General features: G+C 31.0%; 13 protein-coding genes and 1 riboswitch. All 13 genes read right to left on the reverse strand.

Annotated elements, in window-relative coordinates; genetic code table 11:
• Positions 1-330: a 2Fe-2S iron-sulfur cluster-binding protein gene (locus H9W90_RS09655; RefSeq protein WP_088355367.1), complete on the reverse strand. Its 330-nt coding sequence runs from the start codon at positions 328-330 to the stop codon at positions 1-3.
• Positions 331-386: 56 nt separating this feature from the next.
• The gene (locus tag H9W90_RS09660) at positions 387-1,442 is read right to left on the reverse strand and encodes an NAD(P)/FAD-dependent oxidoreductase (RefSeq protein ID WP_088355366.1); all 1,056 of its coding nucleotides are present in this window, start codon (positions 1,440-1,442) and stop codon (positions 387-389) included.
• A gap of 21 nt (positions 1,443-1,463) precedes the next feature.
• Entirely contained in the window at positions 1,464-2,036 is a 573-nt protein-coding gene (locus H9W90_RS09665) for a precorrin-2 dehydrogenase/sirohydrochlorin ferrochelatase family protein (RefSeq protein ID WP_187481400.1), read from the reverse strand.
• Positions 2,036-2,809 carry a uroporphyrinogen-III C-methyltransferase gene (gene cobA / locus H9W90_RS09670; protein ID WP_187481401.1) on the reverse strand — a complete coding sequence of 258 codons (774 nt, stop codon included), beginning with the start codon at positions 2,807-2,809 and terminating at the stop codon, positions 2,036-2,038. The genes H9W90_RS09665 and cobA overlap by 1 nt, the downstream gene beginning before the upstream one ends.
• On the reverse strand, positions 2,802-4,907 hold the full coding sequence (locus H9W90_RS09675; RefSeq protein WP_187481402.1) for a ferredoxin-like domain-containing protein: 2,106 nt from the start codon (positions 4,905-4,907) through the stop codon (positions 2,802-2,804). The genes cobA and H9W90_RS09675 overlap by 8 nt, the downstream gene beginning before the upstream one ends.
• 13 nt (positions 4,908-4,920) lie before the next feature.
• Positions 4,921-6,168: a sulfate adenylyltransferase subunit 1 gene (locus H9W90_RS09680; protein WP_187481403.1), complete on the reverse strand. Its 1,248-nt coding sequence runs from the start codon at positions 6,166-6,168 to the stop codon at positions 4,921-4,923.
• A gap of 188 nt (positions 6,169-6,356) precedes the next feature.
• The gene (cysD, locus tag H9W90_RS09685) at positions 6,357-7,262 is read right to left on the reverse strand and encodes a sulfate adenylyltransferase subunit CysD (RefSeq protein ID WP_088355361.1); all 906 of its coding nucleotides are present in this window, start codon (positions 7,260-7,262) and stop codon (positions 6,357-6,359) included.
• Positions 7,263-7,273: 11 nt separating this feature from the next.
• Positions 7,274-7,888, reverse strand: coding sequence for a phosphoadenosine phosphosulfate reductase domain-containing protein (locus H9W90_RS09690; RefSeq protein WP_187481404.1), 615 nt, complete (start codon positions 7,886-7,888; stop codon positions 7,274-7,276).
• A complete protein-coding gene (locus tag H9W90_RS09695; RefSeq protein ID WP_187481405.1) occupies positions 7,888-8,151 on the reverse strand; it encodes a DUF2061 domain-containing protein in 264 nt (87 codons plus the stop codon). The genes H9W90_RS09690 and H9W90_RS09695 overlap by 1 nt, the downstream gene beginning before the upstream one ends.
• A gap of 214 nt (positions 8,152-8,365) precedes the next feature.
• The gene (locus H9W90_RS09700; RefSeq protein WP_088355358.1) at positions 8,366-8,779 is read right to left on the reverse strand and encodes an RrF2 family transcriptional regulator; all 414 of its coding nucleotides are present in this window, start codon (positions 8,777-8,779) and stop codon (positions 8,366-8,368) included.
• Positions 8,780-8,808: 29 nt separating this feature from the next.
• On the reverse strand, positions 8,809-9,975 hold the full coding sequence (locus H9W90_RS09705) for a trans-sulfuration enzyme family protein (RefSeq protein ID WP_187481406.1): 1,167 nt from the start codon (positions 9,973-9,975) through the stop codon (positions 8,809-8,811).
• A 129-nt stretch (positions 9,976-10,104) separates the two neighbouring features.
• A complete protein-coding gene (thrA, locus tag H9W90_RS09710; RefSeq protein ID WP_187481407.1) occupies positions 10,105-13,506 on the reverse strand; it encodes a bifunctional aspartate kinase/homoserine dehydrogenase I in 3,402 nt (1,133 codons plus the stop codon).
• Positions 13,507-13,546: 40 nt separating this feature from the next.
• Positions 13,547-14,821: an O-acetylhomoserine aminocarboxypropyltransferase/cysteine synthase family protein gene (locus H9W90_RS09715; protein ID WP_187481408.1), complete on the reverse strand. Its 1,275-nt coding sequence runs from the start codon at positions 14,819-14,821 to the stop codon at positions 13,547-13,549.
• Positions 14,822-14,935: 114 nt separating this feature from the next.
• Positions 14,936-15,046: riboswitch (SAM riboswitch) on the reverse strand.
• Positions 15,047-15,193: the final 147 nt, after the last annotated feature.

A 15,193-nucleotide genomic window follows, 5' to 3' on the forward strand; every position in this document is an offset into this window, starting at 1 on the left:
TTATGATTCTGGCGCTAATTCTACTTCTAAACCATTAATTTCTGGCGTAATTTGAATCTGACAACCCAATCTACTATTATCCTCTACATTAAAAGCTTCTGCTAACATTGCATCTTCATCATCAGACATTTCTGGTAATTCGTGATCTGATTTTACATAACATTGACACGAAGCACACATTGCCATTCCTCCACAAATACCAATAGTTCCTTCTTCTGCCAATTCGTACGAACGAACAACTTCCATTAGATTCATTGCCATATCTGTTGGCGCAATCACATCGTGAGTTACTCCATTTCTGTCTGTTATTTTAAGATTTACATCTTGCATTTTGATACTACTTTTTAGTTCTGTCTGCAAAGTTACGCAAACCTATCAATAATTTGTTACTGAATTGCTTTTACTACAGCTTTTGGTGCTTCTTTTCTTGTTCCATCAAAACCATCTACACCACCAACTGTTGTATATTTCATTACATATTTCTTATCTGGAAAGATTCTTTTGTATGCACTCTGACACATTAAAGTTGCTTCATGAAATCCGCATAAAATCAATTTTAATTTTCCTGGATAGGTGTTTACATCTCCAATTGCGTAAATTCCTGGTATGTTTGTTTGATAGTCTAAAGCGTTGTTTACTTTAATAGCATTCTTCTCGATTTCTAATCCCCAATCTCCTATTGGGCCTAACTTTGGTGACAATCCGAAAAGTGGAATAAAATGATCTGTATCTATAATAAAAGCATCTTCACCTTTTTTCTCTACAGCAACTCCTGTTACTTTATCTGTTCCTAAAATTCCTTTTACTTCTGCAGGTGTTATAATATTTATCTTTCCTAAATTCTTTAATTCTTGTGCTTTTTCAACAGAATCTAAAGCGCCTCTAAATTCATTTCTTCTGTGAATTAAAGTTACTTCTGATGCAATATTAGATAAGAAAATTGCCCAATCTAAAGCAGAATCTCCACCACCAGAAATAACTACTTTTTTATCTCTGTAAAATTCTGGTTCTTTAATAATGTATTCTACTCCTTTATCTTCGAAATCTGCAATATTAGGAATTAATGGTTTTCTTGGCTCAAAAGAACCTAAACCACCTGCAATTGCAACAATTTTTGCATGATGTTTTGTGCCTTTATTTGTAGTTACAATAAATGTACCATCATCTTGTTTATCGATTGTTTGGGCTCTTTCACCTAATGTAAAACCAGGCTCAAATTGCTTACTTTGTTCTATTAATTTATGCGTTAAATCTCCTGCTAAAATTTCTGGATATGCTGGAATATCATAAATTGGTTTCTTCGGATAAATTTCTGAACATTGTCCTCCTGGTTGTGGTAAAGCATCAATTAAATGACATTTGAGTTTTAATAAACCTGCTTCAAAAACTGTAAATAATCCTGTTGGACCAGCTCCAATAATTAGTATATCTGTTGTAATCATAATCTTTAATTTCTAATATTTTTATTCAACTAAACTCTTCGTGAATTCGTTTAGTTTTTCTACTTTTTCTTCAAAATTTCCTTTGATCGATTTTCTGTATTCGTTTAGATTCTTAACTAAATCATCAATATTATTTGGAATTACATCTTCAAAAAACTGACGTAATCTTTTGGCAGTTGTTGGCGATTTTCCGTTTGTAGAAATAGCTATTTTTACATTTCCTTTGGTTACAATTCCACCCATATAAAAATCGCAATATGGAGGATTATCAGCAACATTTACCAATATGTTTTGTTCTTTACAATCTTTGTAAACTTCAATATTTACATCAACATTATCTGTCGTGGCAACAACTATATGTTTGTTTGATAAATATGATTTTTCATACTTATCAACAATCATTTTTATTCCAAATTTATTCGCCAATTCTTGAGTTTCTTCTCTAAAAAAGGGAGAAACCATTGTTACTTTCGAATTAGGACTCGACTTCAACAAAAAAGATAATTTCTCTAATGCCACAAAACCTCCACCAACAATTAGGGTTTCTAATTGATTCGTTTTTAAAAAAATTGGATATAATTCGTTTTGTTCCATTATGAAGCAATTAATTCTCTTGAATATTCTTCTTGTACATTCGCTAAAACTGCTCTATGATTCACAACTTCACCCAAAACAATAATTGCAGGATTAGTTAATTCTTTTTCTTTAACCACCTCTAAAATGGTATCTACAGTTCCAATTCCTACTTTTTCGTTACTTCTTGTTCCATTTTGAATGATAGCAACTGGCAAATCGTTTTTATTTTCTTGTTGAAATAGTTTAATGATTTCTGGCAATTTTCCCATTCCCATTAAAACCACAACTGTTGCATTCGATTTTGCAGCCAATGCAACATCATTCGATAATTTATGCTCTTTTGTTGTTCCTGTAATTACCCAAAAACTTTCTGCGCTTCCACGTTTTGTAACTGGAATATTTTGATACGCAGGAACTGCCAATGAAGACGAAATTCCTGGAACCATTGCAGTTTCTATTCCGAAACTTGCTGCAAATTCCATTTCTTCTGCTCCTCTTCCAAAAATGAAAGGATCTCCACCTTTTAAGCGAACTACATGTCCGTGTGTTTTTGCTCTTGCAACAATTAACTCGTTAATTTGTTCTTGCTGATATCTGTAACAACCTCTTCTTTTTCCAACAAAAATTAGTTCTGCATTTGGGTTTATAAAGTCTAATAATTCTTCGTTTACCAAAGCATCATACAAAACAACATCTGCCTTTTTTAAAACTTTTACTGCTTTTAATGTGATTAAATCTACATCTCCAGGACCAGCGCCAACTACTGTTAATTTTGGTGTTTTATTATACATGACTTACTTCTTGTTTTCTAAACGCATCTGCTTTTTTATAAAATGATTTTGCATCATTCAAATAACTTTCTGCAAACGTTTTGGTTGGTGCTTCTTTTTTTATTTGATACACTAAATCTTCAAAAGAACCATTTAATTCGAATTTATTAGTGTCTACAAAATGCTTCTGAAAATCAGAAATAATTACTGCTTGTGTATTTGTTTTTACATTTTCGGCAATCAATAATGCTTTTGCTGTATTTACCAAAGATGTATATGCGTGATAAATACTATCTGAAAACTGATTTTCCTTTAACGCCTCTTCTGAATTGGTGATTTTTTCTTCACTTTCAAATAAAAGTGTTGCAATTAAATCGATAACAACTCCTGCACATTCTCCTACTCCAATTGCTTTTACGTAGTTTTCTGAATGTCCCCAATCGATAAAATCGCTTGGTTCTAAATTGGTGGTATCTTGCAATCCTTTTAATAAATCGTAGAAATAAGTTTTTCCTTGTCTATCGTAATATTGTAAAAAAGTCTCTTTTTCTTGCTGATTTTCTTCAACATCATTCAATAAAATACGCAAAGATTCTGGCCCTCTTTTACTTGGTACTTTTACCAATTTGTCTGAAAAACGACCTTTTCCATCACCTAAAATTCCTCCACCAATTAAAATTTGTAATGCTGGTGCTTGTAAATTTCCTACTTTAATAGACATTCCTTGAAAACCAATATGTGCCATATTATGTTGCCCACAAGCATTCATACAACCACTAATTTTAATGGCAATTTCTTTGTTATTTAAGTAATTTGGATATTCTTCTTCCAATACTTTTTCTAACTCCACTGCAATTCCTGTACTGCTTGAAATTCCTAAATTACACGTATCTGTTCCAGGACAAGCTGTAATATCTGCTGTAGAATTATAACCTGCCTTTGCGAAACCTAATTTTTGCAATTCAACATAGAAAAATGGTAATAATGCTGACCTAATATGACGAATTAAAATATTCTGTCTTAAAGTCAAACGGATTTCATTTGCTCCGTATTTTTTAACTAAATCTGCTAACAATCTTGCTTTTGGTGTGTAAAAATCTCCTAAATGTATTTTTAAACCGATGGCAAATAAACCTTCTTGTTTTTGTGGAATTACATTAGTTTCTTTCCATTTTTTATAAGCAACTTCGTCTTCAATTTTTACTGAAGGAATTGCTGTTTCTTGAAAAATGATTGGTTGTTCAAAAGCAGTTATATCAACTTTAAAAGTTTTGTTTTCTAACGCATTTACTTCCGCAGAAACCAACTCTAAAAACGCTTCAACACCTAAATCTTTTACTAAAAATTTTAATCTTGCTTTTGCTCTTTTTGCACGTTCTCCAAATCTGTCGAAAATTCTTAAAACTCCTTCGATTGTAGGAATTAAAACATCTTCTTCTAAAAATTCGTAAATAACATCTGCGTGTCTTGGTTGCGAACCTAAACCTCCACCTAATAAGACTTTAAAACCTTTTTTAGTAACTCCGTTTTCAGTTTTTACTTTGGCTATAAAACCTAAATCGTGAATAAAACTAATTGCAGTATCATCATCTGTTCCTGAAAAAGACATTTTAAATTTACGTCCCATTTCTTGACAAATTGGGTTTCTTAAAAAGAATTTAAAAGTTGCATCTGCATAAGGTGAAACATCAAAAGGTTCATTAATATCTATTCCTGCAGTTTCTGATGCTGTAATATTTCTAACCGCATTTCCACATGCTTCACGCAATGTAATATCGTCCTTTTCTAATTGCGCCCACAATTCTGGAGTTCTATCTAAACTCACATGATGAATTTGAATATCTTGTCTTGTAGTGATATGCAATCTTCCACGAGAATATTCGTCTGAAACATCAGAAATTCTGTGTAATTGTTCGCTGGTTACTTTTCCGTAAGGTAATTTTATACGAATCATTTGAACACCAAATTGACGCTGACCATAAACTCCTCTTGCCAAACGTAAACTTCTAAAACGTTCTTCGTCTATTTTACCTTCTTTAAAAAGTTGAATTTTTCTCTCTAATTCCAGAATGTCTTTTTCTACAACTGGGTTTTCTATTTCGGTTCTAAAACTTTGCATAATCTTCTTTTATTTATCGGATAAAACCGACTCCAACTGTATTATTTGTTTTTGGATTGATTAAAATAAACGATCCATTTGATTTGTTTTGATTGTAAGCATCTACCAATAAAGGTTTGCTTAATTTTAATTGAATATCTCCTATTTGGTTTAATTCTAATGCTGATGGATTTTCTATTTTCCCAGAGAAATCCGTCTTAATAATTGTATTTAATTGCGTAATTTTTGCTTGCGCGTCATTTACACCATGTTTGATATAATATTTTTGAGACGCTTGCAATGGCTCTTTATCCATCCAACAAATAGTAGCATTTATTTGCTTTGTAATTGTTGGTTCTTCTGCAACTTTTACCAACATATCTCCTCTACTCACATTCACATTATCTTCTAAAGTGATGGTTACAGAACTTCCGCTTTTTGCTTTTGCGAACTCTTCATTAAAAAAATGAATACTTTTTATTTTCGATTTTGTTTGAGAAGGTAATACAGAAACTTCATCTCCAATTTCTAAATCTCCTCCGTAAATTTTACCAGCATATCCTCTAAAATCGTGGTATTCTTCTGTTTTTGGTCTAATTACTGTTTGCACAGGAAAACGAACTTGAGTTTCCTCTTGCACATCTTCTGCATCTAATCTTTCTAAATGATGCATTAATGTTTCTCCTTTATACCAAGGCATATTTTCTGATGCAGAAACAACATTATCACCTTTTAAAGCAGATAATGGAATAAACGTTAAATTCTGATTTTTATATTCGCTTTTGCTGGCTAAATATTCGATTTCTCCTTTTATAATGTTGTATTTTTCTTCTGAAAAATCGACCAAATCCATTTTATTAATAGCAATTACAACATCTTTAATTCGTAATAAATTATTGATGAAAAAGTGACGATACGTTTGTTCTACAACACCATTTCTTGCATCAATTAAAACAATAGAAGCTTGTGCTGTTGAAGCACCAGTAACCATGTTTCTGGTATATTCTATATGACCTGGAGTATCTGCAATTATAAAACTCTTTTTTCTTGTTGAAAAGTAAATGTGAGCAACATCAATAGTAATTCCTTGTTCTCTTTCTGCTACCAAACCGTCTGTTGCTAAAGAGAAATCTAAATAATCGAAACCTCTTTGTTTGCTTTTTTCTTCAATCGCCTCTAACTTATCGTCAGTTAACGATTTTGTGTCGTATAATAAACGCCCAATTAAGGTACTTTTACCATCATCTACACTTCCTGCTGTTGCTATTTTTAATACGTTCATTTCTTTTATGCTGTTCGCTATTAGCTTATGACTAATCGCTTAATTCGTATTCTTTTTATTGATATTTACAAGCTTTTGAATCTTGCAAAATGTTTTTTAATTATTGCGTTAGGGATTGAAACGGCATCCTTTTTTTGTTTTTTCAAAAAAAGATATAGTGGAAAGCCCGTTAAAACGCCCAAATAATTCTAAAAATATCCTTGCTGTTTTCTCTTTTCCATTGCGGCTTCCGAACGTTTATCGTCGATTCTTGCACCTCTTTCTGAAATGGAGGAATCTCTAATTTCTTCGACCACTTTTGCAATATCTACTGCGTGAGATAAAACTGCGGCAGTACAACTCATATCGCCAACCGTTCTAAAACGAACCATTCTTTCTACAACTTCTTCTTCTTCGTCTCTAAAAACAACGGCATCGTCTGCAGACCAAATAAGACCGTCTCTTAAAAAAGTGTTTCTTTTGTGTGCGAAATAAATAGAAGGAATTTCGATATTTTCTTTTTTGATGTAAGACCAAACGTCTAATTCTGTCCAATTAGAAATTGGAAAAACACGTACGTTCTGACCTAAATCTATCTTTCCATTTAACATATCAAACACTTCTGGACGTTGGTTTTTTTCATCCCATTGCCCAAAATCATCTCTTACTGAAAAGATTCTTTCTTTTGCTCTTGCTTTTTCTTCATCTCTTCTTGCGCCACCAATACATGCATCAAAACCAAATTCTTCAATGGCATCTAATAATGTTTCAGTTTGCAACATATTTCTACTTGCATATCTACCAGTTTCTTCCTTTACTGTTCCATTGTCGATATTGTCTTGCACGTTTCTCACGATTAATTCAACACCTAATTCTTGGGTTAAACGATCTCTAAATTCGATAGTTTCAGGAAAATTATGACCTGTATCTATATGCATTAAAGGAAATGGAATTTTTGCTGGATAAAATGCTTTCTGCGCTAATCTTACTAACGTTATACTATCTTTTCCTCCAGAAAATAATAACACCGGTTTTTCGAACTGTGCTACTACTTCTCTAAAAATAAAAATTGCTTCGCTTTCTAAAGCATCTACTTGTATTGTTCTTTGATTCATAATCATGTCTTTTAGATATGTAAGCCACATTCTCTATTGCTTTCTACTTTTGTTGGGTCGAAATATGTAAATTCATTTGGCAAATTGTATTGCTCTAAATACGTGTCTAAATCTTCATCTGACCAATGATAAAAAGGACTCACTTTTATAATGCCGTCTTTACTTTGTGAAACGATATCTATACTATCTCTAAAGGCTGTTTGCCCTTTTCTTAAATTTGTAAACCAAACATCTGGTTGATGCTCTTTCATTGCTCTTGTAAAAGGCTCTAATTTTACTTGTTCTGTAAAAAGTTGATGCTTTTTATCTTCAATAGAAGGAACTCCTAAAACTACATTTCTATGTGCAACTGTTTGTTTTGGCACATATAATTTGATGTTTAAATCTAACTTTTCTATAATGTCTTCTGCGTGTTTATAAGTTTGAATGGTGTTATAGCCAGTATCGCACCAAATTACTTTTACATCTTTTTTTACTTCTGTAACAGCATTTAAAATTGCTACTTCATAAGGTCTAAAGTTTGTAGTAACCACAGGGTTATTAGCAATAGAAATTGCCCACTTTATAATTTCTAACGGATTTTTATCCGCTAATTGTTTGTTTATTTCGTCTATATTAAAACTCATTACTTTCCCCATTTTATTTTGTTCCAAATTCTTTCGTGAAAGAAATATAAAACCAGTTTTGTTACAAAATCTACTGATGCAATTGAAGCTGCTAAAGTTATTTCTCCTGTTAAAAAATAAGAAACCACTAAAGTATCTAACGTACCAATTGCTCTCCAGCTCAATGCTTTTACCACACTTCGCAAAGGTTTTTCTGAAGTTTTATCTTCTTCAAAACCTCTACTTTGTGCTTTTTTACTAAAAATGACTTGGTTTAAAATCATAAATATTAATTCAAATAATTACCCTACTTAATTAATAGGGTATGCAAACATAGTCCAAAAAACACTATTAGAATAATATTGAAGTTAAATAATTCTTAAAACCCTACAATTTTAGTAGATTAATAAAAAAAGTGATAAATATTTAAGAATATCTAATTACTAAAAGGTTTTAGTTAGATATATTAATGGTGAATAATTTTTGAAAAAATTGAGACTAGCTACAACACAAATCTGCTAAAGAAGTATTTCTGAAAATCTGTAAAGAACTGTCTCTTACTTGAATCATTAACTTGTTTACTGCACAAGTATTTTCATCTGGACAATCTTCACATTTTTTATAAAAATTTAAGCTAACACAAGGTACCATTGCAATTGGCCCTTCTAAAATTCGCATAACAGTGGTCATTTGAATTTCTGATGGTTCTTTTAATAAATAATAACCACCACCTTTTCCTTTTTTAGAGCCTAAAATGTCGTTTTTACGAAGTGTTAATAAAATACTTTCTAAAAATTTAAGTGAAATATTTTCGCTTTTAGAAATTGTAGCAATTTGAACAGGTACTCTGTTTTCTAATCTTGCTAAATAAGTAAGCGCTTTAATTCCGTATTTTGTCTTTTTTGAAAGCATTTAACAAAATTACACAAATTAAAATAAAATTATGCGTTTAAGGCTTGCTCTAAATCTGCAATAATATCTACCACATTTTCTAAACCAACAGAAACTCTAACCAAACCTTTTGTAATACCAACTTCTAATCTATCTTCTTCAGAAAGTCTACCATGAGTTGTAGATGATGGATGTGTAACAATAGTTCTTGTATCTCCTAAATTTGCAGAAAGTGAGCACATTTTTATATTGTTAAGAAATTTTCTTCCAGCTTCAATTCCTCCTTTTATTTCGAAAGCGACAATATTTCCGCCCAAACTCATTTGATTTTTAGCAATTTTATATTGTGGATGCGATTTCAAAAAAGGATATTTTACCAACTCAACATTTTCTTGAGTTTCTAAAAACTCTGCAACTTTTAAAGCATTTTCTGAATGTTTTTCTACTCTTATTGCCAAAGTTTCTAAACTTTTTGATAAAACCCAAGCATTAAAAGGAGACATTGCTGGCCCAGTATTTCTTGCGAATAAATAAATTTCTCGCATTAATTCTTTGTTTCCAACTGTAACTCCACCTAAAACTCTTCCTTGTCCGTCTATTAATTTTGTTGCAGAATGAATAACCAAATCTGCACCAAACTTAATTGGCTGTTGTACATAAGATGTTGCAAAACAATTATCTACAATAAAAATAAGTTTATGTTTTTTTGCAATTTTACCAATCAATTCTAAATCTAAAATATCTACAGCAGGATTTGTAGGTGTTTCAATATATAAGATTTTGGTATTTTCTTGAATTAAGCTTTCTACCAAATCAACTTCATCAACTTTAAAATATGAAGTTTCTATATTCCATTTTGGTAAAAACTTTGTAAACATACTGTGTGTAGAACCAAAAACAGATCTACAAGAAACTACATGATCACCAGCATTTAATAAAGCTGCAAATGTTGAAAATATTGCAGACATTCCTGTTGCAAAAGCATAACCTGCTTCTGCACCTTCCATTTGTACAATTTTATCTGTAAATTCTGTTGTATTTGGGTTTGTGAATCTACTATATAAATTACGTTGTTTTTCTTCTGCAAATGAAGCTCTCATTTCTTCTGCATCGTCAAAAACAAAACTCGATGTTAAATATAATGGTGTAGAATGTTCAGAAAATTGAGATCTTTCTGTCTGATTTCTTATTGCCTCTGTTTCGAAATGTTTGCTCATATGTTAGGTTTTAGTAATTAGGTTTTAGTGCCAACTAATACCTAACTACTATTTACTTTTTTTTACTTTTTTTTCAATCAGTTTTTTTCTTGACTAAAATACTGCCAACAGAAAACTGCCTACTTTTTTTTAATTATTATGTTTTGCTAATCTTAAAATATCTCCAAAAACCCCTCTGGCTGTTACTTTAGATCCTGCTCCTGCTCCTTGAATTACAATTGGTTGTTCTCCATAAGATTCTGTATAAATTTCAAAAATTGCATCAGAACCTTTTAAAGACCCTAATGGTGAATTTTTAGAAACCGACACTAATTTTACATCTAAATTCCCAGTGTCTTGAGATAAATCTCCACTTAATTCGCCAATATAACGTAAAACGTGGTTTTCTTCTTGACTTTCTTTTAATTGTTGATATTCCTCGTTCATCAATGCTAAATTTGATAAGAAATCATCAACAGAACCTTCTCTTAAATTTTCTGGAATTAAATTCTGAATATTTACATCTACAAACTCATTTTCTAATTCTAATTCTCTTGCCAAAATTAGTAATTTTCTGGCAACATCATTTCCACCTAAATCTTCTCTTGCATCTGGCTCTGTAAAACCTGCATCAATTGCTACTTGTAAAACTTCTGAAAAAGGTTTATTTTCTTCAGAAAACGTATTGAATAAATAACTTAAACTTCCAGAAAAAACTCCTCTAATTTTTGTGATATTTTCTCCTGATTCATGTAATAAACGAATGGTATCAATTAATGGTAAACCTGCACCAACATTGGTTTCATATAAATATTGTTTTTTGTATTCTTTTAATTTTCTTCTTAATTCTTTATAGAACTCAAAAGACAATGTATTCGCTATTTTATTACAAGAAACCAGATCGAAACCTGCTTCTACTAAAGGTATATAATTACTTACAAAATTAACACTTGCTGTATTATCTACAGCAATTAAGTTTTCGAAATGATTCGCTTTAGCAAAAGAAATAATGTCTTCTACAGCAATATTTTCTTCTCCTTTTGATACCAAATCTGCTTCCCAATTTTTGGAAACTCCATTTTTATTCAAAAGTACTTTTTTTGAATTAGCAACAGAAAAAACATTCAATTGAATTTTTCTTCTTTCCAAAACTGATGCCGTATTTTCAATAATTTGATCAATTAATGTTCCACCAACAGTTCCTTTTCCAAAAATGGCAATATTTATTTTTTTAGCAACTCCAAAAACTTGTCCATGAATTACATTTACAGCTTTATGTAATTGTTCTTTTTTCACCACCAAACTCACATTTTTTCCTGTGATGGTATTGTTGAATAAAACAGGAACAATTTGGTTTTTGATTAAGGCATTATAAGGCAAATGAAATTCGCTTAAATCTTGTCCAATAATTGAAATTACAGCCACATTATCTACAATAGAAATCTGATTTACATCTTGTGAATAAAAGTCATTTTCAAATTCTTTTTCTAATGCTAAAACAGCTTCATTTGCTCTATTTGCATCGATAATTAAGCCAATTCCTCTTTCTGAAGAACCTTGAGAAATAATACTTACACTAATATTTTTATCACTTAAAGCTCTAAAAATTCTTGCATCTACACCAACTTTACCTAACAAACCTCTTCCTTCGAAATTTAATAAGGCAACATTGTTAATTGTAGAAATCGATTTTATCCCTTTTGTTGAAGATTCTGATGTAATTAACGTTCCTTTATCTTCTTTATTAAACGTATTTAAAATACGTAAATTAATGTTCTTTTCTAATAACGGAATAATGGTTTTTGCGTGCAAAATTGTCGCCCCAAAATTTGCCAATTCATTCGCTTCTGAAAACGATAACTGCTCTATTTTCTTTGCATCTGCAACCAAATCTGGATTTGCAGTAAAAATTCCACTTACATGTGTATAATTCTGAAGCTCATCTGCATCTAAATAATTTGCGATTAAAGCAGCAGTATAATTACTTCCATTTCTACCTAAAGTTGTAGTTTCTCCTTTTTTGTTGGATGCAATAAAACCAGTTACCACATTTATTGTGTCTGAATTTTCTTTGAAATAAGAAACTACATTTTCTGAAGAAACTGCCGAAATTGGTTGCGCATTTCCAAAATTATCATCTGTAATAATTAATTTTCTTGCATCTGAAGGTTTTGCTGAAATACCTTTTTCATTCAATAAACTTGCTACTAATTTTACGGATAATAATTCGCCTTGTGCTAAGACTTCATCTTTAATTTTTTCACTATAATCTCCCAATAAATACACGCCTTCAAAAATTGTTGCCAATTTTAAAAATTCTTGTGTGCAATCTAAATTCGGGTTTGGTTTTAACTGATAATCTTTAAAAGCATCAAATGCATCTAAATACGGTTTCTGTTGAGAAGTCAAAGTCAACAAATTTTCTAATTCGTTGGTCGTATTTCCTCTTGCAGAAGCAATTAAAGTTATTTTCTCTCCGTTTTTATATTTATTAAGAATGATTTCTAGGGTATTTTCCAATCCTTTTCCATTGGCTAAAGATTTTCCTCCAAATTTTAATACTTTCATCTTTTTTGCTCTATAATCTTTATTGAAAATAGGTTCTATAATTTTCTGTAATTGGTCATATTCCATTAAAAATGCATCATGACCATGCACAGAATTAATTTCGTTATACGTTACGTTTGCTTTTGTTAAAGCCAACTTTTTATGCGTTTCTCTATTTTCTTCTGCCGTAAAAAACAAATCGGAATCCACACCAATAATGTGAATATTTGCTTCAATTTGGTCTAAAACTTCTATATTTTTCTCTCCGTTTTTAGTGACATCAATACTTTTTAATAATTGATTCATTAATTTATAAGAAGATAATTGGTAACGTTCTTGCAACTTTTCTCCATGATGCAACAACCAACTTTCCACATTGAAAATATCTGAATTTTCTTTTTTAGAACGTTGAAAACGTGCTTTAAAAGATTCTGGCGTTCTATAACATAACATCGCATGCATTCTTGCATCGTGTACAGGATTGCTCGAATTTACTAAAAATTGTTCCTGAATTTGACAGTTTCCAATTAACCAATCTGTAGATTTCCAATCGGTTGCTATTGGTAAAAAATGTTGGGTAATTTTGTTGTTTAACACAATCATTTCCCAAGCAATACCTCCACCTAAAGAACCTCCAATTAATGCAAAAAGTTGCTTAATTTTTAAATCAATTAATCCTTCTAAAAAAATTCTTGCAATATCTCTTGCAATAAAATCTTTATAATTTTCGATTAAAAAACCATCAAAACCATTTCCTGGAATATTGAAAGACAAAATTGTATACACATCTGTATTTATAGCTTTGTCCTTACCAACAATATCTAACCACCAACCATTTTCTCCAGCAACATCACTATTTCCAGTTAATGCGTGGTTGATTAAAATTACAGGCGCAGTTCCTAAATCTTGACCAAAAACTTGGTAACTTAAATTGATTTCAGGAATTTTTGCACCTAATTCTGTGGTGAAATTTTTTATTTTAATATGTTGAAGTTTGTCTTTCATTTTTAAAACAAGGGGTTTAAACCCCTTGCTATTTTATGTTTTATATTTCTGAAAAAGCTGCTTTTAAATCTGCTTTTAAATCTTCTAAATCTTCAATACCCACAGACAAACGAATTAAATCTTGGCTAACTCCAGCTCCTGCTTGTGCAGCTTCATCTAATTGCTGATGCGTTGTACTTGCTGGATGAATAATTAAAGATTTTGTATCTCCGATATTTGCTAACAAAGAAAATACTTTTGTTTTATCTGCAATTGTTTTTGCAGCTTCAAAACCTTTTTTAGGTCCGAAAGTTACAATTCCACTTTGTCCTTTTGGTAAATATTTATCTGCTAATTTCTTGTATTTGTTACTTTCTAAACCAGGATAATTTACCCAAGCAACTTCGTCTTGTTGTTCTAACCATTTTGCTAAAGCCAAAGCGTTTTCTGAATGTTGCTTGATTCTAACAGGTAAAGTCTCTAAACCTTGAATGATATTAAAGGCATTTGTAGGACTTAAAGCACCACCAAAATCACGCAATCCTTCTAAAATTAATTTGAAAGTATAAGAAGCTGCGCCTAAAGCTTCGTGATATTTTAAACCATGATAACCTGCAGAAGGTTCTGTAAATTCAGGGAATTTTCCATTCGCCCAATTAAAAGTTCCAGCATCTATAATTGCACCTCCTAAAGAAGTTCCTTGTCCGCCAATATATTTTGTTAGAGAGTGAATTACAATGTTTGCTCCGTGTTTAATTGGGTTCAATAAAACAGGTGTTGCAACTGTATTGTCAACAATAAAAGGAACTTCTGCTTTTTTAGCATGTTCTGATATTGCTTCTAAATCTAACACATCTAATTTAGGGTTTCCTAAAGACTCCACAAAAATAGCTCTTGTATTTTCTTGAACGGCTTTACCAAAATTTTCTGGTTCAGAAGCATCTACGAAAGTAGTTGTAATTCCGAATCTTGGTAAAGTAACACTTAATAAATTGTAGGTTCCACCATACAAACTACTTGAAGCCACAATGTGATCTCCAGCTTTTAAAAGTGTTAATAAACCTGTTGCGATTGCTGCTGTTCCAGAGGCAAAAACTACTGCTCCAATTCCTCCTTCTACAGCCGCTAAACGATCTTGTAAAATTTGATTAGTTGGGTTGTTTAAACGTGTATAAATAAACCCTAATTCTTTTAATGAAAAAAGATTTGCTGCATGTTCTGAATTGTTAAAAACATAAGAAGAAGTTTGGTAAATTGGAACTGCTCTTGTTCCTCCATTTGCTTTTACATCATGTCCTGCGTGCAACGCGTTTGTTGCTAATTTGTGTGTACTCATTTTTCTATTTTTTTTTGAGTTAATAAATAAGTCAAATACATCATTTTTTATGATGAAATTATTAGAAAAATGTTATTAAGAAAATAGGATTTTCCAGAACAGGAAAATTCTTTTTTGTTATCTATCCAATTATAGAATAATTGAGTAGAATTTAGCACCTTCTTTATTTCTAAAGGGTTGCTAAGGCTTCAACGGGTCTAATCCCTTCACCTTTCTTGATAACATTTCAATAAGTTATTGAACTTTGTGAGTGCAAATATATGTTTAGAAAATTTTAATATCCAAATAAAAAGTACTTTATTTTTATTTTATGTTAATTTGATATTTTATTTGCCTTTGTATTCATCATTCTTCAAAATGATTACTTTTTCT

Origin of the sequence: Polaribacter pectinis (assembly GCF_014352875.1) — a bacterium.
GTDB classification, from domain to species: Bacteria; Bacteroidota; Bacteroidia; order Flavobacteriales; family Flavobacteriaceae; genus Polaribacter; species Polaribacter pectinis.